At 70.9% G+C, this 26110-nt stretch carries 27 protein-coding genes; 19 read left to right on the top strand and 8 right to left on the bottom strand.

Annotated elements, in window-relative coordinates; translation table 11 throughout:
• Positions 1-38: 38 nt before the first annotated feature.
• Complete coding sequence (locus tag ACIP6U_RS10270; protein WP_401714769.1) at positions 39-437, top strand: hypothetical protein; 399 nt, start codon at positions 39-41, stop codon at positions 435-437.
• A 3-nt stretch (positions 438-440) separates the two neighbouring features.
• Here ACIP6U_RS10270 and ACIP6U_RS10265 read toward each other — a convergent pair whose 3' ends face one another.
• Complete coding sequence (locus ACIP6U_RS10265; RefSeq protein ID WP_401714767.1) at positions 441-893, bottom strand: nitroreductase family deazaflavin-dependent oxidoreductase; 453 nt, start codon at positions 891-893, stop codon at positions 441-443.
• A gap of 107 nt (positions 894-1000) precedes the next feature.
• Between ACIP6U_RS10265 and ACIP6U_RS10260 the strand changes: the two genes are divergently transcribed.
• Positions 1001-2359, top strand: a complete 1359-nt coding sequence (locus tag ACIP6U_RS10260) for a sensor domain-containing protein (RefSeq protein WP_401714766.1) — start codon at positions 1001-1003, stop codon at positions 2357-2359.
• A 71-nt stretch (positions 2360-2430) separates the two neighbouring features.
• The gene (locus tag ACIP6U_RS10255; RefSeq protein WP_401715523.1) at positions 2431-3075 is read left to right on the top strand and encodes a response regulator; all 645 of its coding nucleotides are present in this window, start codon (positions 2431-2433) and stop codon (positions 3073-3075) included.
• A gap of 52 nt (positions 3076-3127) precedes the next feature.
• On the opposite strand, the gene ACIP6U_RS10250 is transcribed toward ACIP6U_RS10255, so the two are convergent.
• Together ACIP6U_RS10250 and ACIP6U_RS10245 are read right to left on the bottom strand one after the other, a co-directional pair.
• The gene (locus ACIP6U_RS10250) at positions 3128-4006 is read right to left on the bottom strand and encodes a hypothetical protein (RefSeq protein ID WP_401714765.1); all 879 of its coding nucleotides are present in this window, start codon (positions 4004-4006) and stop codon (positions 3128-3130) included.
• A 226-nt stretch (positions 4007-4232) separates the two neighbouring features.
• Positions 4233-4667, bottom strand: coding sequence for an ankyrin repeat domain-containing protein (locus ACIP6U_RS10245; RefSeq protein ID WP_401714763.1), 435 nt, complete (start codon positions 4665-4667; stop codon positions 4233-4235).
• A gap of 117 nt (positions 4668-4784) precedes the next feature.
• On the opposite strand from ACIP6U_RS10245, the gene ACIP6U_RS10240 reads away from it, so the two are divergent.
• The 10 genes from ACIP6U_RS10240 to ACIP6U_RS10195 all read left to right on the top strand — a co-directional run bounded on the left by ACIP6U_RS10240 (position 4785) and on the right by ACIP6U_RS10195 (position 14807).
• Positions 4785-4973 (top strand): streptamidine-related RiPP repeat protein, encoded by a 189-nt coding sequence (locus ACIP6U_RS10240; RefSeq protein WP_124003198.1) that lies wholly within the window; start codon positions 4785-4787, stop codon positions 4971-4973.
• A 70-nt stretch (positions 4974-5043) separates the two neighbouring features.
• Positions 5044-5856, top strand: coding sequence for a hypothetical protein (locus ACIP6U_RS10235; protein ID WP_401714761.1), 813 nt, complete (start codon positions 5044-5046; stop codon positions 5854-5856).
• Positions 5853-7433, top strand: a complete 1581-nt coding sequence (locus ACIP6U_RS10230) for a CocE/NonD family hydrolase (RefSeq protein WP_401714759.1) — start codon at positions 5853-5855, stop codon at positions 7431-7433. The genes ACIP6U_RS10235 and ACIP6U_RS10230 overlap by 4 nt, the downstream gene beginning before the upstream one ends.
• Complete coding sequence (locus ACIP6U_RS10225) at positions 7430-8857, top strand: YcaO-like family protein (RefSeq protein ID WP_401714757.1); 1428 nt, start codon at positions 7430-7432, stop codon at positions 8855-8857. Before ACIP6U_RS10230 ends, ACIP6U_RS10225 begins: the two co-directional genes overlap by 4 nt.
• A 12-nt stretch (positions 8858-8869) precedes the next feature.
• On the top strand, positions 8870-10201 hold the full coding sequence (locus ACIP6U_RS10220) for a YcaO-like family protein (RefSeq protein WP_401714756.1): 1332 nt from the start codon (positions 8870-8872) through the stop codon (positions 10199-10201).
• 169 nt (positions 10202-10370) lie between these two features.
• On the top strand, positions 10371-11408 hold the full coding sequence (locus ACIP6U_RS10215) for a FecCD family ABC transporter permease (protein ID WP_401714754.1): 1038 nt from the start codon (positions 10371-10373) through the stop codon (positions 11406-11408).
• Positions 11408-12217: an ABC transporter ATP-binding protein gene (locus ACIP6U_RS10210; RefSeq protein WP_401714752.1), complete on the top strand. Its 810-nt coding sequence runs from the start codon at positions 11408-11410 to the stop codon at positions 12215-12217. Before ACIP6U_RS10215 ends, ACIP6U_RS10210 begins: the two co-directional genes overlap by 1 nt.
• The gene (locus ACIP6U_RS10205) at positions 12214-13221 is read left to right on the top strand and encodes an ABC transporter substrate-binding protein (protein WP_401714750.1); all 1008 of its coding nucleotides are present in this window, start codon (positions 12214-12216) and stop codon (positions 13219-13221) included. Before ACIP6U_RS10210 ends, ACIP6U_RS10205 begins: the two co-directional genes overlap by 4 nt.
• Positions 13221-14462 (top strand): MFS transporter, encoded by a 1242-nt coding sequence (locus tag ACIP6U_RS10200; RefSeq protein WP_401714748.1) that lies wholly within the window; start codon positions 13221-13223, stop codon positions 14460-14462. Before ACIP6U_RS10205 ends, ACIP6U_RS10200 begins: the two co-directional genes overlap by 1 nt.
• Before the next feature lie 9 nt (positions 14463-14471).
• Entirely contained in the window at positions 14472-14807 is a 336-nt protein-coding gene (locus ACIP6U_RS10195) for a cupin domain-containing protein (RefSeq protein WP_401714746.1), read from the top strand.
• Here ACIP6U_RS10195 and ACIP6U_RS10190 read toward each other — a convergent pair.
• Complete coding sequence (locus ACIP6U_RS10190; RefSeq protein ID WP_401714744.1) at positions 14804-15682, bottom strand: histidine kinase dimerization/phosphoacceptor domain-containing protein; 879 nt, start codon at positions 15680-15682, stop codon at positions 14804-14806. The genes ACIP6U_RS10195 and ACIP6U_RS10190 overlap by 4 nt on opposite strands.
• On the bottom strand, positions 15646-16125 hold the full coding sequence (locus ACIP6U_RS10185) for a hypothetical protein (protein WP_401714742.1): 480 nt from the start codon (positions 16123-16125) through the stop codon (positions 15646-15648). Before ACIP6U_RS10185 ends, ACIP6U_RS10190 begins: the two co-directional genes overlap by 37 nt.
• Positions 16126-16279: 154 nt before the next feature.
• Here ACIP6U_RS10185 and ACIP6U_RS10180 point away from each other — a divergent pair, with 154 nt between their 5' ends.
• The gene (locus tag ACIP6U_RS10180; protein ID WP_401714741.1) at positions 16280-17311 is read left to right on the top strand and encodes a glycoside hydrolase family 3 N-terminal domain-containing protein; all 1032 of its coding nucleotides are present in this window, start codon (positions 16280-16282) and stop codon (positions 17309-17311) included.
• Entirely contained in the window at positions 17233-18006 is a 774-nt protein-coding gene (locus ACIP6U_RS10175; RefSeq protein ID WP_401715521.1) for a glycoside hydrolase family 3 C-terminal domain-containing protein, read from the top strand. Before ACIP6U_RS10180 ends, ACIP6U_RS10175 begins: the two co-directional genes overlap by 79 nt.
• An 84-nt stretch (positions 18007-18090) precedes the next feature.
• Here ACIP6U_RS10175 and ACIP6U_RS10170 read toward each other — a convergent pair whose 3' ends face one another.
• Positions 18091-18828, bottom strand: coding sequence for an SDR family NAD(P)-dependent oxidoreductase (locus tag ACIP6U_RS10170; RefSeq protein WP_401714739.1), 738 nt, complete (start codon positions 18826-18828; stop codon positions 18091-18093).
• An 88-nt stretch (positions 18829-18916) separates the two neighbouring features.
• On the opposite strand from ACIP6U_RS10170, the gene ACIP6U_RS10165 reads away from it, so the two are divergent.
• From ACIP6U_RS10165 to ACIP6U_RS10150, 4 genes are all read left to right on the top strand, one after another.
• On the top strand, positions 18917-19591 hold the full coding sequence (locus ACIP6U_RS10165) for a GntR family transcriptional regulator (RefSeq protein ID WP_401714737.1): 675 nt from the start codon (positions 18917-18919) through the stop codon (positions 19589-19591).
• A 157-nt stretch (positions 19592-19748) separates the two neighbouring features.
• Positions 19749-20561 (top strand): phytanoyl-CoA dioxygenase family protein, encoded by an 813-nt coding sequence (locus tag ACIP6U_RS10160; protein ID WP_401714735.1) that lies wholly within the window; start codon positions 19749-19751, stop codon positions 20559-20561.
• 63 nt (positions 20562-20624) lie between these two features.
• A complete protein-coding gene (locus ACIP6U_RS10155) occupies positions 20625-21503 on the top strand; it encodes a GyrI-like domain-containing protein (RefSeq protein WP_401714733.1) in 879 nt (292 codons plus the stop codon).
• Between the two features lie 57 nt (positions 21504-21560).
• Positions 21561-23069, top strand: a complete 1509-nt coding sequence (locus ACIP6U_RS10150; RefSeq protein ID WP_401714731.1) for a discoidin domain-containing protein — start codon at positions 21561-21563, stop codon at positions 23067-23069.
• A gap of 72 nt (positions 23070-23141) precedes the next feature.
• Here the strand turns inward: ACIP6U_RS10150 and ACIP6U_RS10145 are convergent, their stop codons facing one another.
• Both ACIP6U_RS10145 and ACIP6U_RS10140 read right to left on the bottom strand, forming a co-directional pair.
• Positions 23142-25232: an NPCBM/NEW2 domain-containing protein gene (locus tag ACIP6U_RS10145; protein WP_401714729.1), complete on the bottom strand. Its 2091-nt coding sequence runs from the start codon at positions 25230-25232 to the stop codon at positions 23142-23144.
• 250 nt (positions 25233-25482) lie between these two features.
• Positions 25483-26031 carry a hypothetical protein gene (locus ACIP6U_RS10140; RefSeq protein WP_401714727.1) on the bottom strand — a complete coding sequence of 183 codons (549 nt, stop codon included), beginning with the start codon at positions 26029-26031 and terminating at the stop codon, positions 25483-25485.
• Between the last annotated feature and the right edge of the window lie 79 nt (positions 26032-26110).

Here is a 26110-nt window from a genome sequence, read left to right as displayed (position 1 = left end):
GGGGGGGTCGGCATCCCCGGAATTCGTATGATCGCGCGGTGAAGATCTGGACGGAGCCCCCTGCCACGAGGGACATCGAAGCGGTCGTTCGCGACTACTTCAGCCTGCTGCGAGCCGGGAAGATCTCCGAGGCAGAACAGGCCATCGACCACCACTCGATGCGGCATGTGCTCAAGGCGCTGTGGTCCGGTTCCGTCGGGGCGAACGCCGAGGATGACGAGGACGAGGCGAGCGACGGTCCTGCTGCCGACGAATGGGAGCAGGACCTGTCCTGGCTCGGCGAACTCGAACTCGCCGACTTCGTCTGGGGCCACACCGGCAGCAGCGTCTACGTCAAGATCACCTACCGCGCGCAGATCATCGAGGTGGCGCTGGGCTTCCGGGTCAGACCCACCGACACCGGCTGGGTCCTGACGGGACCGGCCACGTACTGGTAGGTCTCACGCGGTCAAGTGCTCGGGTTCGAGCACGAAGACGGGGATCACGCGGTCGGTCTTCTCCTGGTACTCGGCGTACGGCGGATACGCGGCGACCGCGCGCTGCCACCACTGGGCCCTCTCGTCCCCGGTGAGCTCACGGGCCGTCATGCTCTGTAGTTCGGGGCCGTCTTGGAGATCGACCCGCGGTCCGGCCTTGAGGTTGAAGAACCAGACCGGGTGGCGCGGGAAGCCGGCCTTCGAGGCCACCGCCGCGTACCGCCCCTCGTGCTCCACGCGCATCAGCGGAATCTTGCGGATCCTGCCGCTCTTCGCGCCGCGCATCGTGACGATGACGACCGGCAGGCCCGTGTCCCAGAGCGTTGTGCCCTGTGTGCCACTCGAACTCTCGTACAACTCGACCTGTTCACGGATCCACCCCATCGGACTCGGGTCGTACTCGCCCTCGAGAGGCATCGCATTCACCCCATCGTCGTGTACGGATCATGTGGGGGTAGTCCAGCACAAGCCCCGTGCGAAGGGGAGACCGCCTTTCCCGCTCCGATCGCGATTAGGCTGGACACATGGCTGACTCGATGTCTTCCGTGGTCACGGGCGTGAACGTGGGTGTGGCCACGGGGCGGTGGCGGTCGGGTGGCCGGTTCGCGGTGCGCTTGGGACGCCGTACGTTTCTGGACTCGCTGTACCTGCTGACCGCACCGCTGACTGCCCTGTTCGGCCTGCTGCTGGTGCTCGGCGCTCTGTGTCTCGGCACGGCCGGCCTGCTGCTCCCGAGCCGGTCCCCGGTCAGGACCGGTGCCCCGGAACTGGCGCGGAGGCCCGCCGACTTGGAGCGGTGGCGGATCGCCTTGGTGCGCTCCCGGGGCGACGAGGCGCAGGGCGCGCGTCGGCGGTCAGGGGAGGGAGCCGCAACGTCGGACCCGGGGTTGTGGCTGGACCTGGCACACACGGTGCTGGTGCTCCCCGTCGTCGTGGTCACCTCGGTCGTAACGGCATTGTGGTGGTTCATCGGCGTTGCCGCCGTCACGTGTCCCGTGCGCAACCCGTACGCCACGCCTGGGTCGATGCGGCCGATGAACCTCTACCTGGGCGGTTCGGAATCCCACATCTCCTTGAGTCTGGGGCTGACTTCGCCGGACGAACGCGTCGCCTTCGCCGTCGCCTTGGGTCTCTTCATGCTGGCCACCCTGCCGTTGGTGACGCGCGCGTGCGTCGGCGTTCAGGCCGGGCTGGGGAAGGCGCTGCTGTCCGACCTGTCGGCACTGCACCGCAGGATCAAGGGACTTGAGCAGGAGCGCGACACCGCTCGCGCACAGACCGTCGCCGCGGTGACGGCCGAGGCGGCGGCCCTGCGCCGCCTCGAACGCGACATTCACGACGGCCCCCAGCAGCGCCTGGTCCGCCTGTCGATGGAACTCGGCCGTGCCCAGCACCACTTCGACAGCAGACCGGAAACCGCCCGGGAGGCACTCGCCGACGCGATCGCCCAGGCGCAGGAGACGCTGGAGGAGCTGCGGGCCCTGTCACGCGGCATCGCCCCGCCGATCCTCGCCGACCGGGGCCTGCACGCGGCCCTCTCCGCGCTGGGCGCCCGCTGTGTCGTACCCGCCGACCTCGACCTCGGCCCCCTGGAGCGTCGGCCGGAACCCGCGGTCGAGACGGCCGCGTACTTCGTGGTCGCCGAGGCCCTGACCAATGTCGCCAAACACAGCCGCGCCCACCGATGCACCATCGGAATGCTCCACGGCGAGGGCGTCCTGCGGGTCTGGGTGACGGACGACGGCCTGGGCGGCGCGGCTGTGGCCAAAGGGCACGGCCTGCGGGGCCTCGACGACAGGCTTCACGCGGTCGGCGGCCGGCTGCGGATAGCCAGCCCGGTCGGCGGCCCGACGACGATCACCGGAGAGCTCCCATGTCCCTGACCCCGGGCTCGCCCAGAACAGCTCCCGGTCCGGCCGCGGAAGCACCACAGGACCACGGGCCCCGCAGGCCGCTGCGGATCGTCCTGGCCGACGACGCGGTCCTGCTGCGCGAAGGCCTCGTCCGCCTGCTCACCGACGACGGCCACCAGGTAGTTGCCGTCGTCGGTGACGGTCCCGCCTTGGTCGAAGCGGTGCTCACCCACCGCCCGGACGTGTCGGTCGTCGACGTACGCATGCCGCCGACCCATACGGACGAGGGCCTGCGCGCGGCGATCAGCGCCCGCGCACAACTGCCCGGCAGCCCCGTACTCGTGCTCAGCCAGTACGTGGAGGAGTCCTACGCCGCCGAGTTGCTCGCGGACGGCTCCGGCGCGGTCGGCTACCTGCTGAAGGACCGGGTCGCCAAAGTCGAGGAGTTCCTGGACGCCTTGGACCGGGTCGCCCGTGGCGCGACGGTGCTGGACCCCCAGGTCGTCGCCCAACTCCTGGCAGGGCAACGGCGTAAGGCCCCGCTGGAGACACTGACCGTACGCGAGCGGCAGCTCTTGTCCCTGATGGCCGAAGGTCACTCCAACACGGCCATCGCCCGGCAACTGGCGCTCTCCAACAGCGCGGTGGAGAAGCACATCGGCAACGTCTTCGCCAAGCTCGGCCTACCGCCCGACGACACCCAGCACCGACGGGTCCTCGCCGTCCTCGCCTACCTCGGATCCTGATCCGGTCGATGCCGTCGGTCCGGTCCGTCCGGCTGATCCGCCACGCGGCCCGTCACCAGCCGCCCTTGTAGAAGTCGAGAAGGGCCGGCGCCGGGTCCGCCGCGGTACTCATGTTGGCCACCGCGACGACGATCACTGCCAGCGCCAACAGGACCGAGAGCACACCGAACCACCCCATCGTGCGCCGCGTTCGCCCCTCGGCCGCGCCGTCACCGGACGCGCCTGCCGCGGCGAACCGCCTCCACGCCATCACGCTCAGAGCGATCAGGGCAACGGCCACGATGGACGCCAGCACGGCAATCACCTCGTGGTAGAGGCCGAAGTCGTCGACCATCACCCGAAGGGCGACCGCGTTCTGCCCTCCCGTGTCCGGGTAGTTGGCGAGGCCCTGCCTGATCTGCTCGACCGCACCGGTGAGTTGGCCGCCAGGAGCGCCAAGCGGAAGCATCGAGGTCAACGAAGAGAAGGGGGCTATCGCACCCTGCACATTCGCCATCACCGCCGCCAGTGACACCAGCGCGAGCACGCTGACGACGAAAGCGGCGGAAGCGAGAGCGACCCTGCCTCGGGCCACGGGCCCATTGGACCTCAGGAACGCCTTCCAGAGCAGGACGCCGAGTACGACGAACACGATGAGCAGAGCCGCAGCGAGTACGGCCTTGACGACGTGGAAGCGGAACCAGTAGTCGACAACTCGTTGCAGGTCCGCGGGGAATGCCCGGTCTCCGGACCTCCAGTACTCGACGAACGCCGGCCGCAGGGCATCGACCAGGTTGTGCTGTTCGGCGAACCCGCTCTCCGAACCCTTCGCCGCCAGCCTGCCCGGGGCCAGGACGAAGGCGGCGCCGAGTGCCACGGCGAGAGCGCCGAGCGCGGTCAGTGCCCGACCGGGCACCTCCGCCGATTGCGACGGGGCCTTGTGAGCGCGCATGGAGGATCCTTCAGCTCGATCGGGCATCGGGGCAGCGCCCGAACCAGGTGGTGGGCGGGCCCCTCGTCATGCCGATCACGATGTCGCGCCGTCGATCCCCAGGTCACTGCGGTACGCCATCCATCTGGGGTGTGGCCAGCCACACCCCACCCGAGCGGAACGGACGGGCCTCGCTTCGCCGCCTCCGCCCGCCACCGACCGTCCAAGGCGATGATGAACGCCGCTGCTACATCGCTCGTCCGCCGGTGACGGCGCCGGCCGCGGTGAGGACAGCGACAGTTGCGAGGTGGCGGCCATTGTCCGCCCACTCCAAGGGGGACCACCCGGTGCCGTGATCTTCACGCGCATTCGGATCGGCGCCGTACGCCAACAGTTCGCGCACGGTCTCGGTGTGCCCCCAGCATGCGGCTGCGCACAACGGCGTCCCCTCCGCGCCGAGTCCGCTGCTCTCGATGCCGGGGGAGGCACCGGCTGCCAGAAGCAGGCGGGCGATCTCGGCCTGACCTTGCACGGATGCGGCGTACAGAGGAGTGGTGCCTTCGCCGTCGACTTGCTCAGGGTCGGCCCCAGCCCGCAGGGCCGCCTGCACGGCTGTGGTGTCACCTACCGGTATCGCGTTGAACAGGCGCCGGGAGAGCTTCTTTCGCTGCCGATGGTTCATGAGGGCTGAGATTAGCGACCGAGCGCGATCTTGCCGATGGGCCTTGCAGCCGCACGCGGAGTCTGCCTAATCTCTCCCTTGAAAACGACAACCGTTTTCAAAAAGAAGGGGAAACGCATGCTGTCGCTCGCCTTTGAGGAGCTCAAGTCCGACGGTTCGCTCGCGGCGCCGCAGGGCCCGGGCACCAACGCGCTGGTCCACAACCCGTTCGCGTTCGAAGAACTGGAGGCCGACGGGTCCCTGGCCGCGCCGCAGGGTCCGGGGACCAATGCGCTGGTCCACAACCCGTTCGCCTGGACCGCCTGAGCTGTCACCGACGCCGCCCGCCCCGTGACCTGGTCACGGGGCGGGCGGCCCCTCCTGGAAGGCACTTCCCATGGATCGCATCGCACCCGGACACCATCTGTACGAGGGCCTCGACGGAAGGTGGCGGCACAGTTCGCCGGACGGACGATTCACCCGGATCCGCGGTCCGCAGGAACTCCTCACCGCCGCCCAGCGGTTCGCCTACGGGACCGAGGGCGAACAGGCCGATCCAGCCCTGGAGAGCGAGCACGGTCGGGCCCTACTCAGCGCGCTCAACGAGCGCGGGATACTGACCACCGCTCAAGAGCCTTCGATTTCAAGGGTGTTGAGTATCCACATCGAGGGTGACAACCCAATAGCCCACGCGATCGCCGCCCTGCTCCCTCCCACCGCGCGCATGACCACCGGCCCGGTCGACGAGGACATCGTGCGGGCCGCTGACGCCGTGGTCTGCTGCGCCGGATGGCTGCCCGACGCGCACTGGCAGCGGGTGGACGCCTGGTGCGCGCTCCACTCGACGGCCTGGCACCGCTGCCATGCCGAAGGGCTGCGCTTCGTCCTCGGCCCCATGTCCGTCCCCGGGCGGACCGTGTCCTACGCCGACACCCGCGGTCGTCTGCTGGCCGCCGCCGACCTGCCCGACGAACTGGCCGCGTACTGGGCCCACTTGGACGGGGACAACCTCCCGCCGGTGCCGTGGCCCGGGGCTGCCGCGGCGGCCGTCCTGGCCGGGCTGTTGGTGGAGGACGTACTGCGGTGGCACGAGTCCGGTATGCCGGCCGCCCGTGATGTGCAGCTTGTCGTGGACTCCGCGAACGCCACTGTCGACCGGCACCGTGTTCTGCCGCTGCCGGTCACCATGCCCGCGGGGGCCGTGCGATGAGCGTGCCGCCCGTGCGGGCCAACGAACGCGTGCCGGGTTGGGACGGCACTCCGCTCGCCGTCGACATCCACCTCCCGCCGCCGCACACCTGGCCGGTACCGGCCGTGGTGACCCGCACGCCGTACGGCCGCAGCGGACACCTCGCCGAGGGCGCGGGCTGGCGGAACCGGGGTTTCGCCTACGTGGTCCAGGACGTACGCGGCCGGTACGACTCCGACGGCACGTGGCTGCCGTACCGCAACGAGCGTGGCGACGGCGCGGCCCTCGCCGACTGGGTCCTCAAGCAGCCGTGGAGCGACGGACGGCTCGTCACCTACGGCGGTTCCTATGCCGGACACACCGCTTGGGCCCTCGCCGCCGAGCGCCCGGACACGGTGCGGGCGGTGGTGAGCATGGGCCCGTCGATGGCGCTGGGCCGCACCAAGTTCGAGCGCAGCGGGATCCTGCGGCTCGCCGAGCACGCCGCCTGGTGGCTGGAGCGCGCCGACGGACGGACCAGCCGTGACGGCCTGACCGCCCATGTCTTCAAGGAATGCCCGGACCTGCTCGACCATCTGCCCGTCATGGAACTCGCCGACCGACTCGGCGCGAGCCTTCCCGGCTGGGCCCAGGTCATCAGAGACGGCCCCGACCACCGGGCGGAGGGCCCGGAACTCGCCGAGCTGGAACGGCTGCCGGCGGCGGCCCTGCACATCGGCGGCTGGTACGACCTCCTGGTCGACGAGGTCCTCGAACACTTCCACCGTGCGGGCGCGGCCCTCGATCCGCGTCCTTCGCGTGCACTGGTCATCGGCCCGTGGGGGCACGATCTGGCCTACGCACCCGGAACACGAATCGGGGACCGGGACCACGGGCCCGCCTCGCGCATCGACCTGGGCGCACGCCAAGTGGACTGGCTGTCACGGGTGTTGGGTGGTAGCGGGCACGGCGCGAGCGAGGCCGAGGTGTTCACCGTCGGCACGCACCGGTGGTGGACGGGCCCGTCATGGCCACCGCCGACCGTCGACGCCGTCTGGCACGCGCACCCCGACGGGACACTGGTCCCGCGCCACCCCCTGACCGGTGGCGAGGCGCGGTTCCGCTACGACCCCGCCGACCCCTACCCCTCGCGGCAGCCGGGCGTCGACCGGGCGCCCCTGGCCGCTCGACGTGACGCCGTCCGGTTCACGAGCGCCCCGCTCCACGATCCGATCACGATCGCCGGGAGGCCGGTCGTCGTGCTCGATGCCGCCTCCAGCGCACCGGCCACGGACTGGATCGTTCGCTGGACCGAGGTCACCGCCGACGGCTACTGGCTGGAGCTCGCCCACGGAAGTCTCGACACGGCTCGTACGCGAACCCCCGGCCCCCACGCGATCGAACTCGGCCCGGTGGCCGTCACCGTGCCCGCCGGGTCCCGTCTCCAACTGGAGGTCACCAGCAGCGACGTCCCCCGGCTGGCCCGTTCGCTCGGCACGGGGGAGGACCGCTGCACAGGTACCGCGTACGCCGTCGCCGAGCAGGCCGTACGCACCCGGCCGGTCGACGGGACCCGCCTGATCCTGCCCCGCACCACGCACGAGGAGTCGACCGAGTGAGCATCACAACAAGGGGGAGCGGTACGGGTGTCGGCCAGGGCGTGGCTCCGGCGGGCTTCGCGGAATCAGTCCTGCTCGACGCGCGGACCGGCCTCATCACCCGACTGGAACGGCAGCGGCGCCGCCCGGGACTGCCCCGGATGTGGGTCGGTTACGGCGCCAGTGTGGCCCGTACCGATGTGTTCGCGCCGTGGCTCGCCGACCGCTTCGGTTTCGGTGCCTCGGCCGGTGACGAGGAGCGCGCCCGCCGCGCCGCCGTCGGCGAAGCCGTCGAACGCTACTGCGGCAACGCCGTGCCGGTCGCTGCGCGCTGGGGTTCCTATCACGAACTGACCAGGCTCGGTCTGCGGGCGCTCGATCCGGACACGCTCGCCCTCTACTCGGCGGCCCAATACGCCACCCCTGGCTTCCCGTTCACGCCCTTCACCCGTGATCTGCCCGTCGCCTGGACCCCGGGCTGTGATCTGCACGACGGCGGCGAGGTGTTCGTCCCCGCCTCACTGGTCTGGCTCGACTACTTCCACGGCCCACGCGCAGAAGAACCCGCCACCCACTCCCTCGTCTACTCCGGCATCGCCGCCGGCGAGAACCGTGCCCACGCCGAACGCTTCGCCCTCGAAGAGCTGTTGGAGCGCGATGCCACGACCGTCTGGTGGAGTACGGGGGCCGAAGCCGCCGCGATCTCAGACGCGGCAGCCGTCACCGCGCGCCTCGGAGGGCCCGCCCCCGGCGAGGGGCCGGGCCCGTCCGTGCGGCTGCTGCACATCCCGTCCGAGTTCGGCGTACCCGTCGTCGCGGCCTTCCTGGAGGACCGGCAGCGGCGCATGGTCGCCTTCGGCAGCGCCTGCCGGGCCGAGCCCCAACTCGCCGCGGAGAAGGCCCTGGTGGAGGCGTACGGGCTGTACTCACTCACCCGGCAACTCGCCGAACCGGGCAGTGAGGTGTGGGAGGCCGTCGCCGCCGGCACGCTGGAAGGCCATGTCTTCCGGCCCTTCCGCGCCGACCGCACCTACCGGGACGCGTTCCGCACCGACTACCGCGACCTGACCGACCTCCCCGCCATCGCCCAGCTCTACCTCGACCCCCGCATGCAGGGACAACCGCTCGACCGGCTGCGCGGACCGGCGCGTGTGGCCTTCCATGACATTCCGGCCGTCGCCGAGACGGATCCGCACGAGGTGTATCTGGAGCGGCTCGCTGCCGAGGGGCTGCGGGCCTACAGCGTCGACCTGACGACTCCGGACGTCGCGGCGGCCGGACTCTCGGTCGTCCGCGTCGTCGTACCGGGACTGGTCGGCAACGCCCCTCCCGCCTTTCCGTACCTGGGCGGAGAGCGGCTGTACCGGATTCCGCCGCAACTCGGCCTCGCATCGCGCCCGTTGAGCGAGGACGAGCTGTACCCCCACCCCCTGCCGCTGGCCTGACGAGGACTCCGCATGCCGTACCCGTTGCTGACCGACCCACGTACCGGAATCGTGCTCCGCCTGGCCCGCCCACCCATACCCGAGCACTTCCCCGCGGGTTTCCAGCTCATCGCCTCCCGACTGAGCGACACCACCCGCTTCTGCCCCTGGCCCGCCGACTCCGCCGGCGCGGGCTACGCCTTCGCGGACCCCGACGCCGCCCTGGGCGCCGCGCTCGGCGAGGCCGCGGAGCGGTACTGCGGCAACCTGGTGCCCGACCGGCTCATCCGCGCCTCCTACGAGGAGTTGCGGGGGAGAGGCCTGCGGGCGATCGACCCCGACTCCCTCGCGCTGTACGGCCCGGAGCAGTACGCGGACCCCTTGTTCCCTCTCACCCCCTTCACGCGCGACCTGGTCGTGGAGTGGACCGAGGGCACCGACCTCGCCGACGGCGGGCCCGTGCTCGTACCCGCGTCCCTGGTCTGGGTCTCGTACGTCTCCGCCGACGTCGAGCCGCGCGGCCCGCGCACCAACCCCGTCATCCAGGCGGGCCTCGCCGCCGGAGCCACCTACGAGGACGCGTGCCTCGGCGCCCTGTGCGAGGTCGTCGAGCGGGACGCCATGACCATCGCCTGGCACGGCAGAGCCGGCCTGCGCGCCGTCCGGCCACCGGACTGGCTCGACCACCTCGCCCGCGGCCCCCGCGACCGGCTGAACACCCGATTCCTCACCTTCGGCCGCCCGTTCGGGCTCTCGGTCACCGGGGCACTGGTCCACGACACCGTCACCGGCTACCTCACCCTGGGTGTCGCCGCCCGCGCCGACGAGGAGGCCGGCCTCCTCAAGGCCTATGGCGAGGCCCTCCAACTCCAGCTCTTCACCGCCGACTACGACGACCCCACCGGCCCCTACATGCGGGCCGCCGCCGACCCGCGCAGCCCCCTCAAACCCTGGCGCCCCGCACGGGATTACGGCTTCGGCGACGCCTACCGCACCGACCTTCGCGATGTCGTCGACTATGGCTGCCACCTCCAGCTCCACCTGGACCCGCGCATCCAGGACGCCTTCGAGCAGGAGCTGGAACTCGCCCTCAAGGAAGGCGCGTTGACGGACCCGGAGGCAGGACCGGAACCCGCCGCGGTCAGCCTCGACGCCCTCGTGTCCCGTATCGGTACGGCAGGACATCAGGTCGTCGCCGTCGACGTCACGACCCCCGATGTCCGCGCCGCGGGCCTGCACGTCGTCCGGGTCGTCGTCCCCGGCCTGTACTCCAACACCGCGGCCGGGCTGCCCTTCCTGGGCGGCACCCGACTCGCCGCCGCCCTGGGCGAGGCGCCACGTCGTGTGCTGCCGCTGCCTCACTGAACCGCCCACCCTGGTGAAGGAACCACCCGTGATCGTCCCGCCACCGGCCGCCGCCGACGGCCCACCGTCGGCCCCTGTTCCGGCGCGGCCCGTCCGCCCCGCTCTGCGGGCCGCACGGGTCACCGTTCCGGACCGGAAAGGCGCCGCGCGACCGCGAGCTGCCCGTGTGATGTCCGCACGGCTGCTTCTGCTGTGCCTGCTGATCGCGCTGCCCGTCGCCGCGCTCGCGTCCGTCGCCCTCGGCGCGGCGTCGCTGCCGTTCGGAGAGGTGTGGCGCGATGTGGCCTCCCATGTGACCGGCGGCGGCCGCCCGTTGGGGATCAGCGGCATCGACGACGAGATCATCTGGGGCTCCAGGATGCCCCGCATCCTGCTGGCGATGGTCGCGGGAGCGGGTCTCGCGGTCGCCGGGGCGGTGCTCCAGACCGTCGTACGAAATCCACTCGCCGACCCGTACGTACTGGGCGTCACCTCCGGCGCCTCGCTGGCCGCGGTCGCCGTGCTCACGCTCGGGCCCGTCGGACTGCTCGGCCCGCTGGAGATCGGGGTGCCGGCCGCTGCCTTCGCCGGGGCCTGCGGGACGCTCGCGCTGGTCGTCGCGCTGAGCCGCAGCCGGGGCACGACGGCACCGGTCCGGCTCGTGCTGGCGGGGGTCGCCCTGTCGTATCTGCTTCAGGGCGCGACCAGTTACCTGCAACTGAGAGCCCGCCCCGACCAGCTCTCCGGGGTGCTGTTCTGGCTGCTCGGCTCGGTCGCGGGCGCGCGGTGGCCCGATCTGGGTCTGCCGGCCGCGCTCGTCGTGGCCTGCACGGCCTGGCTGCTGCTGCACGGCCGGTCGCTGAACGCCCTGGCCATGGGGGAGGAGACGGCGGCCTTTCTGGGTGTACGAGTTCACGTGCTGCGCCTTCAACTCCTCGCCGTGTCCGCCCTGTTGACGGCGGCGGTCATCTCGGTGGCAGGCGGCATCTCGTTCGTCGGGCTCGTCGTACCGCACAGCGTGCGGCTGCTGATCGGCTCCGACCACCGGTCACTGCTGCCGGCGACTGCCCTGGCCGGCGCCCTGTTCCTGCTGCTGGCCGACCTCGCGGCCCGTACCGTCGCCGCCCCGATGGAGCTGCCCCTCGGCATCCTCACCGCGGTCGCCGGGGCCCCGTTCTTCCTGTGGCTGCTGCGACGCGACCGCTCGGTCCCGGGACGGGAGGCCTGATGGAAGTCCGCCTCGAAGCGGTCGATCTCGACATCGCGGGCGTACGGATCGTGCGGCAGGCCTCCTTGCACGCGGCCCCGGGGGAGATCATCGGTGTCGTCGGACCCAACGGAAGCGGCAAGTCGACACTGCTGCGTGCTGTCTACCGGTCGATGCGCCCCGCGTCCGGGGCTGTCCTGGTCGGCGGGGACGACGTGTGGCGGAGTCTGACTCCGCAGGCCGCCGCACGCCGTACGTCCGTGGTGGCCCAGGAGAACCCGGCCGCCTTCGACTTCACCGTGGGCGAGGTCGCTGCCGCCGGACGCACTCCGCACCGCGCGCCGTGGTCGGGCGAGAGCAGCGAGGACCGCGCTGTCGTGGCCGACGCACTGGACCGGGTGGGCATGGCGCACCTGGCCGGCCGGCAGTACGTCTCGCTTTCCGGCGGTGAGAAGCAACGCGTCCTGCTGGCCCGGGCGTTGGCCCAGGAAGGGCAGCTGCTCGTCCTGGACGAACCCACCAACCACCTGGACATCGGCACCCAACTGGACCTCATGGAGCTGGTGCGCGATCTCGGGGTGACCACGCTCGCCGCGCTGCACGACCTCAACCTCGCCGCCGCCTACTGCGATCGCGTCCACGTGCTGCGCGCCGGACACCTCGTCACCTCCGGCACACCCCACGAGGTGTTCACCCGTGAACTGCTCGACGCGGTCTTCCAGGTCGACGCCGTGCTCGGCGCGCATCCGCTCACCGGACGTCCCCAGCTGAGTTTCGCGCCTCTTCCCACCCATGCCATGCGCCCTAGCCATCACGGAGCAGACCAATGACCCGTCGACATTTCAGAGGCCTGCCGGCCCTCTCCTGCGCGGCCCTCGTCCTCACTGCCTGCGCCTCGCCCGCGAGCACGGACACGACCGGTGCCGCCAAGGCCGCCGCCCGTCCGTCGGGCGGCACGGACTACCCGGCACAGGTCACCAACTGTGGCCGCACGGTACGGGTGGAGAAGGCACCCGAGCGCATCGTCTCGTTCTTCCCGTCCAACACCGAACTCCTGCTCAGGCTCGGCCTCAAGGACCGGATCGCGGGCCAGACCTGGACCAACCAATCCCCGCCCAAGCCTGCCTACGCCACCGACTACCGGAAGGTGAAAGTGCTCGCGCCCGGCGAGATCGGCCGGGAGGCGCTGCTGGCGGCCCGCCCCGATTTCATCGTCGCCGACGGCGAGTACCAGTTCGACGGCAAGAAGCTGCCCACCATCACCGAACTCGCCCGACTGGGCGTCCCCGTCTACATCGACAGCGCCTTCTGCCCGAAGACCACCGGCACCGCCACCCTCGCCGCCACGACCACCGACCTCACCGCGCTCGGTACTCTCCTCGACGCCCGACCCGCGGCACTTCGGGCCGCGGCCGAGACCCGGGAGCGGCTGGCGGCGGTGGACAAGGCCCTCACCGGACGGCCCGCCACCACGGCCGCCATGGTCCAGATCGTCGACAAGCAGCTCTACGCCCTCGCCGGCGGCCTCTACTCCGACGTCGTCCGTCGCGCCGGTGGGCGCAACCTTCTGGACGACGCCGTGCCCAAGGGCAGCAACTTCGCACCGCTGTCCGTCGAGGCCCTCGCCAAGAAGAACCCCGACGTCCTCATCTACCACTACACCGGAGCCGCCGACCGCGCCGCCTCCGCGCAGTGGCTGAAGACCCACCTCGCCGCCACCAGCGCCGTACGACACGGCCGTCTCATCGCCGTACCCGCCGCCGACTTCTCCGAACTGCGCGCGGTCGACGGCACCGTCACCCTCGCCAAGTCCCTCCACCCCGACGCCTTCTGATGACCGTCCGGACCGGCTTCGGTCTCTTCCTCACCGCGCGCGTGGTGTCCTGGGCCGGTTCCACGGTCACCGCCGTGGCGCTGCCGGTGCTGCTCTACCAGCGCACCGGCAGCGCCACGCTCAGCGGCCTGCTCACCGCCCTGGAGGCGCTGCCGTACCTCGTGCTCGGTCTGCCGGCGGGCGCACTCGCCGACCGCTGGGACCGCCGCCGCACCATGACCTGGTGCAGCTGGTCCAGCGCGGTCCTCATCGCGGCGATCCCCGCCGCCTCGGCACTCGGCCTGCTCACCACGGCCCAACTGCTGTTGACCGGCCCGGCGGTCTCCGCGGTCTTCGTCTTCTTCGACGCCGCCGCGTTCGGCGCGCTCGCCACCCTGGTCGGTCGCGACGGCCTGGCCCGCGCGACCGGCCGCATGATGAGCGCCAGCACCCTGATCGGCCTCCTCGGACCCTCCGCCGCCGGACTGCTCGTCGCCACCCTCGCCCCACCCACGGCGATCACGCTCGACGCTCTGAGCTACGCAGCCGCCGCACTCCTTCTGGCTCAACTCCCTTTGGAACCAAGGGCTCGCGCCAAGACCCGCGCGTCCGCCCGGGACACCCTCGCCGACATCGCGGAAGGCCTCCGCTACATACGTCGGCACCCCCTCATCCGGCCCCTCACCCTTCTGGGCATCGGCAACAGCTTCACCGAAGGAGCCGTCGTCGGGCTGATCGTCGTGACCGCCGTGCGCACCTTCGGGATGGCCCCGGACGACGAGCGCATCGGCCTGTTCTGGGCAGCCGCCGCGCTGGGCGCACTCGCCGCCGCGACCGCCCTGCCGCGCCTGCAGAAGACCGTGCCCCTCGGCTGGATCACCCTCGGCGGGCTCGCCGCCAACACCGTCTTCCTCGCCTGCTGGGCCGCCTCGCCGGGACTGGTGACGGGGCTGGCCGCCCTCGCCTGCTGGCAGAGCGCCAACGCCCTGGTCAGCCTGAACGGCATCGTCATCCGCCAGCAGCTCACCCCCGAGCACCTCCAGGGCCGGGTCAACACCACCGCCCGCATGATCGCCTGGGGCGGCCAGCCTCTCGGCGCGGCCGTCTCGGGCCTGCTCGCCGACGCCGTGGGTGTCCGCACCGCCCTCCTGACGGCCTGCCTCGGGGCACTGCTCTCACTCTCCGCAGGGCTCACAACTCCCCTTCGGCGGCGAGAGGTGAACATGGAAAAGGAGAACCACGCCGCACCAGCCCGGTACTAGGGTCCCGTCATGGAGATCATCAAGGGCGCAGGCGTGTGGAGGTATCCCGGCGAAGCGGGCAACGACTGGATCGAACAGCTACGGACGTCGGATCTGTCGGTGGGGACGTACTGCATCCCGGTCGGCGGGCGAGACACCCAGAGCCCGCACACCGAGGACGAGATCTATGTCGTCACAGCCGGACGCGCCAAGATCGAAACACCCGGCCGGACGGACGAGGTGGGCCCCGGGGCGGTGATCTTCGTGCCGGCCGGTGAAGAGCACCGATTCACAGAAGTGACCGAAGACCTGGTGCTGCTCGTGGTGTTCGGGCCTGCGTACGGTTCGCGCTCGCCCAAGGGTTAGGTGTGCCCCGTGTGCCCCGGGCGTCTCAGCGGTCGGCGCGTGCGTCGTACGCCAACAACGCCACCTGCGTGCGGGCGGTCGCTCCCGATGTCCGGGGCGCGCAGCAGGCCGATGATCTCCCGCAGGTCGTTCAGCGACTGGTGGGCGCCGGACCGGATCACCGCCGCCGTCCCGGCCAGTTTCTCCGACGGCAGAGCCCGCCGGTACTCCAGCATGCCCGCGTGCAGGCTCAGCAGGGACAGCCGGTGGGCGAGTACGTCGTGCATCTCGCGGGCGATCCGCTCGCGCTCGGCCCTGCGGACCCGCTCGACCCGCAGCCGCTGCTCGGTCTCGGCCTGCCGGGCCCGATCCGCCCAGGCCAGCACCAGTTGACGGCGGGATCGGACGACCGCGCCCCAGCCGGTCAGCGCCAGACAGAGCGCCGCGGATCCGGCGGAGGCGCCAAGTGTCCCGGCGGGGCCGGCCGTGCCCGGCCACAGCAGGTACTCCGACGGCGTGGACAGCACCGCCGGCACGGTGACCGCGCCGGCGACCGCCGCCCTGCGGTGCACCGCGACTGTGAACAGCGCGATCGCGCTCGCGGCGCCGACGACGGGCAGGACGACGGACAGCGCGATCAGGCCGACCGCCACGGGGACCGGGAACCGCCGTCGCCACAGCAGGGCAGCACTTCCGGCCACCCCCGCCACGACGTCCACGGCGACCGGGATCCGGTCCGACGTCGGGTCCAGCCAGATCCCCACCGCCGCGAGGGCCGCCGCCAGCAGCACGCACAGGGCGTCGACCACCAGGTCCCGCGCGGTGCGGGGACCGCCGGTCGGCTCGGCGGGGATCCGGCTCAGGCCCGGGAGTTCGGGGCCGGGGTCGTCAGCCATGCGGTGATCTGTCGTTCCCACTGCCGGTCCCGGGTCGTCTCCATGAACTCCTTGCGGTCGATCAGCAGGTAGATCTCGCCGACCGTGGTCGTGTCCAGGATCAACGGCTTGCCGGCGTTCAGCAGACCGCCGATGAAACGGCCGTACAGCTCCGTGAACCGTGTCTCGACCTTCGTGATCTCGGCGCGGCGCAGACTCAGGTCGGTGCCCTCGCCCCACCCGCCCAGCACCAGCCGGTCCTGGTCGAGGGTGATGATCCCGCGGCGCTGGAAGAGCACCTTCTGGCTGATGCCGGCCGAGATCCGGTCGGCGCCGGTCTTCGCGCGCAGCTCGGCCGCGGTGGCGCCCACGTAGTCGCCCCGGGTCTGTCCGGCTCCCGACGTACCCGCTCCTGACGGTCCCGGTCCTGACGGTCCCGTTCCTGATGTCCGCTCTGTGTTCATGGTCCCAGCCTGCGGCGACGCCCTGCGCGTGCGCATCGGCGCAAGGTCTTCGGTGAGTACGACTTTGGTCGATGCCGTCAGCCACCTCCGGCCGTGTCCCGGCGACGGACCCGATTCCTACGCTCGCCGGACGAAACCCGCACAGGAGGACGTCATGACCGACAGCACCGAGCCCGCCCGGAGCGAACTCAGCCGTCGCCGCCTGCTCGGTTCGGCGGTCGTCGCCGCGGCAGGCGCGACCGCAGCGGGGCCGGCCCGGACCGCCCAGGCCACCACCGCCGTAGCTGCTACCACTGGCGCGGCGGCCGTTGCCACGGCGACCGGCTCCGCCGCCACGGCGACCGGCTCCGCGGCCACCGACGAAGAATCCCGCTGGCACCCCGGAGTCAGACCCCTCCTCGCCCGCATGACCCTCCCCGAGAAGATCGCGCAGCTGAACATCCCCCAGGTGCTGCCCGCCGGTCTGGTCCCGCCCGGCTCCCCGGTCACCAGCGACGAGGACCGGGCCCGTTTCGTCGCCGGGACCTGGCGGGACTTCCTCGGTCCGGGCGGCGGCTTCCTCGGGCTGATGAACGAGACCGTGAGCGGCATGATCGCGGTCGAACACCCCCGTACTCCCCGGCAGCAGGCCGAACTCACCAACCGTCTCCAGGAGTTCGCCGCCCGCACCCGTCTGGGCATCCCGCTGCTCCAGATCGCCGAGGGCACCAACGGCTTCAGCGCCCCCGGCGCGACGATCTTCCCCGAGGGCCCCGGCATGGGCGCCACCTGGAACCCCGCCCTCGTACGGCAGGTGTACGCCTGCGTCGCCGCCGAGGCCCGCAGCGTCGGCGTCCACGTGCTGAACACCCTGCCCGCCGAACTGACCCGCGACCCGCGGCTGGGGCGGGTGTGCGAGTTCTTCGGGGAGGACCCCTTCCATGGGGCGAGCCTGGTCGCGGCCGTCGTGCAGGGGGTGCAGGGCACCGACCCCGCCGGGTCCGGCCGGGCCGCCGCCTCCCTCTGCCACTTCCCGGCGCAGACGCCCAACGTCGGCGGCCTGGAGGGGAGTTCGGTCGAGATCGGTGAACGCGCGCTGCCCGCGCCGCGGACGTCGCTGTCCTCGTCCTGGGGGAGCGGCCTACATCCTTCACCCGTGCGGACAGTACGGACGGCGAGTCGAGGGATGCGGCGGATCTCGAACTGACCGGCGTGCAGGAGGAGTTGCTGAAGGCCGTCCACGCCACCGGCGCGCCCGTCGTGCTCGTTCTCGTCAACGGTCGCGCCCTCGCGGTGAACTGGGCCGCCGAGCACGTGCCGGCGATCGTCGAGGCGTTCCTGCCGGGGGAGTTCGGCGGGAGGGCCGTCGCCGAGGTGCTGTTCGGCAGGGTCAGTCCGAGCGGACGGCTGCCGGTGACTGTGCCACGCGGAGTCGGTCAACTGCCGCTCACCTACGACCAGAAGCGCATGCGGGCCCAGGCAGGCGACTATGTCGGACTCAGCGCCTCGCCGCTGTACGAGTTCGGCTTCGGTCTCAGCTACACCACCTTCTCCTACGCCCGCCTGCGGATCTCCCGCCCCCGCATCCGGGCGGACCAGAGCACGGTGGTCCGGGTGGACGTCACCAACACCGGTGACCGGCGCGGCCAGGAGGTGGTCCAGCTCTACCTGCGCGACCGCCTCGCGTCGGTGTCCCTGCCCGAACGCATGCTGCGCGGTTACGCCAAGGTCGACCTCGCCCCGGGCGAGAGGACCACGGTCGCGATGACCCTCTCCCCGCGCGAACTCGCCCTGGTGGACCAGCGGATGCGGACCACCGTCGAACCGGGCCTGTTCGACGTGCTCGTAGGCCGCTCCTGCCGCTCGATCGAACTGACCGGACAGCTGGAGGTGACGGCCTGACGGTCCTCCTCGGCAGCGTCCGAAAGGGTCGCCGACGCGCTCCCGCCGTCGGCGACCCGTACGACGGACCGGTGCGGCAAGTGGTCATCTCGCGGCGTGGGCGCCGCCGTTGAGGTGGATCACCTGGCCGGTCAGATGGCCGGAGTCGGGTCGGCCGAGGAAGAAGATCGCCTCCGCGACCTCCTCCGGGGTGCCGGGCCGGCGGTTGAACGCGGTGGAGACGCGTGCCGCGATCCACTCCTCCGACACGGTGCCGGCGAAGAACTCGGTATCCGCGGTGACGCCCGGCGCCACCACGTTGGCGGTGATCCCGCGGGAACCCAGCGTCTTCGCGAGGCCGACGTTCCATGCCTCCAGGGCGGACTTGGCCGCGCCGTACGAACCGGATCCCTGCTTGGCCGCGATCGATCCGACGGTGACGACGCGCGCCCCGTCCGTCAGCCGCGGCTTGAGCGCCTCGGTGACGAGGACCGTGGTGAGCACGTTGGCCTCGAAGTTGGCCCGCCACGCGTCGGCCACGCCGGCGAGGTCGCCCTCGGCGGCCGGCGGGCGGCGCCGGTCGGTGTTGCCGCCGGCGTTGTTGACCAACACGTCGACGGCGTCCGGCAATTGGTCGAGCGCCGCCTGCACGGCGGCCGGGTCGGCCGCGTCGAACGCGACGTGGGCCACGCCCAACCGCTCGGCGGTGGTGGCGAGTACGTCGGCACGGCGGCCTGTGATCGTGACGTCGTGGCCGGCTTTGGCGAACAGTTCCGCGGTGGCGGCGCCGATGCCGGTGCCACCACCGGTGATGACGACAGTGCGCTTCGTCGTAGAGGTCATGAGCCGGAAGTCTGAACTCAAGGTGTTCGAGGTGTCAATGGATATTCGAATATCTTGGCCTGTATCGAATCTGTGTATCCTGCTCCGCATGTCCACCAGTGCGAAGACCCGTACCGACGAGGTGCACACCCGGTTGCGGGCCGACATCCTCGCCGGGCGTTTCGCACCGGGCGAGCGGCTCAAGTTCACGCCGCTGTGCCAGGCGTACGACGCCAGCGTCGGGCTGATCCGGGAGGTGCTCAGCCGGCTGGCCGAACAGGGACTCGTACTGGCCAATCCGCAGGTCGGTTTCCAGGTCATGCCGATCTCCGTCGACGACCTGCTCGACCTGACCCGGACACGGACGGACATCGAGTGCCTGGCCCTGCGGCGGGGCATCGAGCGGGGCGACCGAGCGTGGCGTGCCCGGATCGTCGCGACCCACTTCACTCTCGCGGACACACCTCGCCGCGACGCGTCCGCCCCGACCCGCGTCACCCCGGCGTGGGAAGCCGCCCACGCGGACTTCCACGACGCGCTGCTCGCCGGGGCCGGCAGCCCACGGCTCTACGCGATCGCGACTGCACTGCGGAACAGCGCCTGCCTCTACCGCCGTTGGCAGGAAGCGATCGACCCGTTCGACGCCGCCCGCGACCCCGCACAGGAGCACGCCACGATCTGCCGGCACACGCTCGACGGCGACGCGGACTCCGCCGTGGCCGCACTGGCGGCCCACATCGAGCTGACCACCACGTTGATCGTGGCCTCACGCGCCACGTCGTGAGCCGCACACCGCCGCACCCGCCTCCCCTCAGCCGTCCGCCCTTCAGGGAACGGCAGTTGAGGCTCACGGAGAGGCGGGAAGCAGCTCGCGATCACCCGACAAAGGCGGTGCGGGGAATGTCGGGTGATCGGAGCCGCTGCCGTCGCACGATGAGGGCATGGACGACACGATCTTGGTGAGCCGCTTCCTCCGCGACGGCTACGTGAAGTTGGAGAGCGCCGTCGCGCCGCGCGTGGCCGCGGACTGCGCCCGGCTGCTGTGGCGGGAGACGGGCTGCGACCCGGACGACCCTTCGACGTGGACACAGCCCGTGCACTGGGTGACCGGCATGGCGCAAGGGCCGTTCGCCGCCGCGCCCAACTCCCCGTCCCTGCATCACGCGTACGACCTGCTCGTCGGCGCGGGACGCTGGGAGCCGCGCTACTCGCTGGGTACGTTCCCGCTGCGCTTCCCGCACGAGGACGAGCCGGACGACGCGGGCTGGCACATCGAGGGCAGCTATCTGCCGGAGGGCGAGAGCTGGTACTTCACCAACCTGCGCTCCGCGGGCCGGGCGCTGCTGATGCTGTTCCTGTTCAGCGAGGTCGGTGTGGAGGACGCCCCGACCCGGATCCGGGTCGGCTCACACCTCGACGCGCCGAAAGTGCTGGAGAAGTACGGGGAGGACGGGGCGAGCGGGCTGACCCTCGCCCCCGATCTGGTCGCCGCGTCCGACCACCGGCCGCTCGCTCTCGCCACCGGGTCCCCGGGCGACGTCTTCCTGTGCCATCCGTTCCTCTTGCACGCGGCGCAACCGCACCATGGGGTACGGCCGCGCTTCATGGCCCAACCGCCACTGATGCCGGCCGCGCCGTACGAGCTGGACCGGGCCGACGGAGCGTACTCACCCGTGGAGATCGCGATCCGTCGGGGCTTGGGGCAGGAGACCCCCGGTCCGGACGGGGCCGGCACCGACCGCGGAGCCGGATAGACGTGCTCCACGACCATCGCCGGCCAGGTGAGGTCGTGGAAGGGAACAGGAAAGAGGACGAGGGTGCTGGAGCGTCTCAACCGGGCCATGGAGCACATCGAGGACCATCTCGACCAGGCTGTCGACGTGGAGGAACTGGCACGCCTCGCGGCCACCTCGGAGTACCACCTGCGCCGGATGTTCTCCGCGCTCGCCGGCATGCCGCTGTCGGAGTACATCCGGCGCCGCCGGCTCACCCTCGCGGGCGCCGAGGTACTCGCGGGGCGCGACACCCTGCTGGAGATCGCGGTGCGCTACGGCTACGGATCCGGCGAGGCGTTCGCTCGGGCGTTCCGTGCCATGCACGGCATCGGACCCGGCGAGGCCCGGCGTACCGGCGCCGCGCTCAACTCCCAGTCCCGGATGGCCTTCCGGCTCACCGTCGAAGGCAGCGGCAGCATGCGATACCGCGTCGTGGACAAGACGGACTTCACCGTCGTCGGGCTCAAGGTGCGAGTACCGCTGGTGCATACAGGACCGAACAAGGCGATCATGGAATTCGTCCGTGGGATCGACCCGCAGACCCTGAAGCGCTTGGAACTGCTGTCCGACCAGGAACCGGAGGGCATCGTCGCGGTCTGCGACGATCTGGACCCGAGCCGCGCCGAGGGCACCGAACTCGACTACTACCAAGGCGTGATCACCTCCGTGTCCGCCTACGAGGGTTCAACCACGTTGGTCGTCCCGGCCGGCGCCTGGGTGGTCTTCACCACCTCCGGGCCGGCTCCGCACGCCATCCAGAACCTGTGGCGTGACGTCTTCACCGAGTGGTTCCCGTCGAACCCGTACCGCACCCGCAGCGGCCCGGAGATCCTGCGCACCCGCTTCTCCCCGCGGACCGGCGAAGCCGACGCCGAACTGTGGCTCCCGGTGGAGCCGGAGGGGCGGGCCGACGTTAGATAGTAAAGTTTCCTAACATACGTCTTGACGCTCGCTTCCCCGCCGCCCACCATCCATGTCATGCCCCCCTCACTCACAAAACCCTGGGCCGCCCTCTGCGCGGCAACCCTGACCGGCGGCCTCTTAGTCGGTATCGGCGAGGCCTCCTCGGTCTCCGCTCTCCCCGCAGCCGCCCCGAACCTGGCGCTCGATCGCCCGGTGACCGTCTCCTCGTCCGAGACCGGCGAACTCGGCGGCGGCCGAGCCGTCGACGGCTCGGCCGCCACCCGCTGGGCAAGCCTGGAGGGTTCCGACAGCCAGTGGCTCCAGGTCGACCTGGGCGCGAACACCTCGGTCTCCCGGGTGGTGCTGAAGTGGGAGGCCGCCTACGCCTCCGGCTATCGCCTCGAACTGTCCGACAACGGCAGCACCTGGCGGCAGCTGTACAGCACGACCGCCGGTGACGGGGGAACCGACGACGTGTCCGTCACCGGTACCGGTCGCTATCTGCGCGTCCAGGGAACCAAGCGGGCCACGGCCTGGGGATACTCGCTCTTCGAGGTCGAGGCGTACGCCGACGGCGGCACCACACCCACCGATCCGCCGACCGACCCTCCGCCCAGCGGCCCCGTGGTGAACGTCTCCACGGCCGCCCAGCTCAAGTCCGCTCTCGCCGCGGCCGGTCCGGGGCAGACCATCAACCTCGCCGCCGGCACCTACCGGGGTTCGTTCGTGGCCCAGCGGTCCGGCACCGCGTCCCAGCCCATCACCCTCATCGGTCCGCGCAACGCCGTGCTCATCAACGACGGGCCGGCCGGCGAGCCCACCGGAAGCTGCCCCGCCCCCGCCGACGGCTACGACTCCGGCTACGGCCTGTGGTTGTTCAAGGCGAGCAACTGGAATCTGTCCGGCTTCACCGTGGCCGAGTCCAAGAAGGGCATCGTCTTCGACACCGCGACCAAGGTCGTCATCGACAACGTGTACGTCCACGACATCGACGAGGAAGGAGTGCACTTCCGCCGCTCCTCGGCCGACGGCGTGATCCGCAACTCGACGGTCGAGAAGACCGGTCTCGTCCAGCCGGGATACGGAGAAGGCGTCTACATCGGTTCCTCGAACTCCAACTTCGCCTGCTACGCCGACTCCACGGGTGTGGACGCCTCCCACCGCGTGCAGGTGATCGGCAACCGCATCGGCCCGAACGTGGCCGCGGAGGGCATCGACATCAAGGAGGGCGCCACGGGCGGGGTGATCCGCGGCAACACCTTCAACGGAACGGGCATCACCGGCCAGAACTCCGGCGATTCGTGGATCGACGCCAAGGGCAACAACTACCTCATCGAGAACAACACGGGCACCTTCTCCTCGCCGGGCACCTTCGCCAACGGCTACGAGACCCACAACCTGCTCGACGGCTACGGCTGCGGCAACGTCTGGCGCAACAACAAGTCCGACCTCGGCGGTGTGGGCGAGTACGCGATCTACGTGTCGTCGGCCTCCAAGTGCGCGGCCAACCCCAACGTCGTGTATTCCTCGAACACCGTCACCAATGCCCGCAAGGGCCTGACGAACATCACCGTCACGCCCTAGCCCTGTCCCGACAACCGCACAGCGAATCCGCCGCACCCACGTGAGTTTTCACGTGGGTGCGGCGGAGCCGAATCAGCAACTGGCGTTCAGGCCCGCCCAGTTGGCGCGGTCGTTGTAGCCGCCGTCGCCGGCGTCGCCGACCACCAGGTCGAGCACGCGGACGCCGGTCAAGTCGATGTCGGCCTGGCGGACGTCGTCGCGGCCGAGCACACCGCTGTCGTACAGCACCTTGCCGTCACCGATGACCTGGAAGGTCGAAGTGCCGCCCTCCGGGCCGACGTTGCGCACCGCGTCGTCGATGCCGACGGTCGTGGTCAGCCGGGTGCACCGGTCGCCGAGGTAGTAGCGGATCGTGGACGGCGAGGCGACTCCGATGCCGGTCGGGTACTCCTGTCCGAGCATGCTGATCGGCGTCCAGCCTCCGACGCTCCGGTCGACCGTCGGGCTCATCCATCCACTGGTGGCGCTGATCCAGTCGTGGTGGGACAGGACGACGTCGCCGGTCGGTGCCGCCGGTGCCACGACCAACGCCGTGGTCGTCTGCTGACGCAGCCGCCCCTTGCCAGGCACCTCGTACGAGGTGGTGGCGGTCAGATCGGCGCTGCCGGGTGCGGCGGTGGCCGGGAGGGTCACGGTGAAGGCCACGTTCGCGGAGCGGTTCGGCTTCAGCACCTTCGGTGTCCTGCCGGCCGCACGGACCGTCCACCCGGCGGGCACCTTCAGCTCGACCCGCGGGTCGTTCACCGAACGCGTCCCGTCGTTACGGACGTTGACCTCTACCTGAGCCTCATCGCCGCCGGCGGCCACCGGGGCCACGCCCGCCGTGACCGCGTCGCTGCCGACCTTCGTCACCTGCGGCAGGCCGGCGACGACGTGCGGCACACCGGGCTTGCCCGTCGCCCGGCCGACCCGGAGCAGGGCCGAGCCGTGAGCCGGGACGGCCGCACTGATGGTTCCACCGCTCTCGGTGACCTGGTTGGTCCAGGCGTTCTTCAGGGTGAACCGCCCCCCGGACAGCCCGACCGACTTGGCGGTCGTGGTCAGCGTCGCCGGGGTGTCCCCCCGGTTCAGCAGCACCACGGCCCGGTTCCCGTTGGCCAGCCGCTTGACCCAGGTCTCCGTCGTACCGGCAGGACCGACGCGGACGGCCTGGACGCCGGCGGAGTCCTGGTTGATCGCGAGGACGTCCCGGTCCTCAAGGATGCCGAGCGAGGTCTTGCTGAGCTTACGGACGTCGCTGCCGATCACCAGCGGCGCGGCCGCCACCGACCAGAGCGTCATCTGCGTACGGAACTCCTCGTCGCTCATCCCCAGTTCGGGTCCGAGGTAGTCCGGGTCGTTGAAGTGCCCCGGCCCGGCGACCTCGGGATGCCGCGCGTTCGCGTCGTAGTTCCGCAGGACGTCCTTGAACTTGATCTCGCCGACGAAACCGACGTCGGTGTACGTCCGCCAGGACTGCGCGATCGCGGGCGCGTAGGACCAGGAGTTCGTCGACTGCTGTGACTCCGGGTAGTTGCCCCAGTCCGGAGAGGTCACCGGGTTGCAGAGGTTGAAGATCATGGGGCGTCCGCTGGAGTTGTTCCGCAGCGCCTTGGCGAACTCGGTGTAGACGGTCTTGGGGTCGAGGTCCGCGGCGATCCCGCAGAGGTAGTCCACCTTGACGGCGTCGAACTTCCAGGCGGCGAACTGGTTCGCGTCGCGCTGGTAGTAACCGTGGCTGCCGAGGCCGCACTTGCCCGGGATGTAGGGGCCGGCGTCCGTGTAGATGCCCGCCTTGAGGCCCTTGCTGTGGATGTAGTCGACCAGCGGCTTCAGCCCGTTCGGGAACTGGGCCGGGTTCGGTACCAGATCACCGGCCGCGCTGCGCGGGGTCGGCGCCGCCCAGTTGCCGTCGATCCAGACGTACTGGTAGCCGGAGTCACGCAGACCGCTGCTGACCAGGAAGTCGGCCACTGATCTGATCTCCGCCTCGGTCGGATCGCCGCCCAGCGCGTAGTAGGTGTTCCAGCCCATGTAGGGCGTCTGGCCGAGCGACTGCTTCGAGGCGGCTGCCGTGGCGTCGGCACGGCCGGAACTGCTCGCCGCAGGGGCGGCATGGGCGGGCGCCTGCACGGCAAGCAAGGAGATCAGGAGGGCAAACAGGACGGTGAGATGTCGTTTCACAGCGGGTCCTTCACTGTCCGATCACGCGTGCAGGCCCGTCCCGGTCGTGTGCCCGAGGTACCGCTGCCAGTCAGCGCCCGATCGTCTGCGGGTTGGTGCCCAGGATCTTGCAGCGGTCGCCGACGCGCGTCAATATTAATTCCTAAATTAGGAGTTAGGTGGGCGCGGGTCGTTCGGTACCCAACGGCCGTGTGTGAGGCGGAATGTGGCCGGAGGTACGACGGCTGCCGCCGCCGGCACCCCTGTGCCGTCAGCTGTTCCGGTGGTCTTCCAGGACCCGAATAGCCTCGGTCGCCGCCTCGCGGACGGGACCCGCGGGGTCCGAGGCCAGGACGGCGAGCCGGGCGCGCACCCTCTCCTCGTCCACCGGGAGGGTGCCCGTCTCCTGCACCGAGTGGGCGAGGCCCGCTGCGGCGGCCATGCTCACCCACCTGTCCGTGTCGTCCAAGTGCCGGACGAAGAGCGGCAGATCGTGCGGGGTGTCGGCGTCCGTCGCCTTGTGCGGGTCCAGGAGCGACAACGCGGCGGCTCGGAGAATGGGGGAGGAAGTCCGGTCGACCAGTTCTCGCATGCCGGGCAGAGCTTCCGCCGAGCCCGCGAGGACCTTCTTCGCCACCACGACCAGGTACAGGTCAGGGCGGAGACGGGTCACCAACTCCCGGGCGACCGCCGCTTGTTCCCCCGGCCGGAACCCGGTCTCGGTCAGGGTGCCCAGGCCGCGCAGCGCACCCTGATACACGCCGGGTGCGGCATGGTCCAGCAGGGGGAGCAGCAGCCGCACGGCGTCCCGTCTCCCCATCTCCGCGTACGTCGTGGCCGCTGCCGTGAGTGTGCCGGCCGCCGCCCTCGGGTCGGTCAGGACAGCCCGCAGAAGCCTC

The sequence above is a fragment of the Streptomyces sp. NPDC088794 genome (assembly GCF_044750545.1).
Lineage (GTDB): Bacteria > Actinomycetota > Actinomycetes > Streptomycetales > Streptomycetaceae > Streptomyces.
This window is presented reverse-complemented; position numbering and strand designations above follow the sequence as displayed.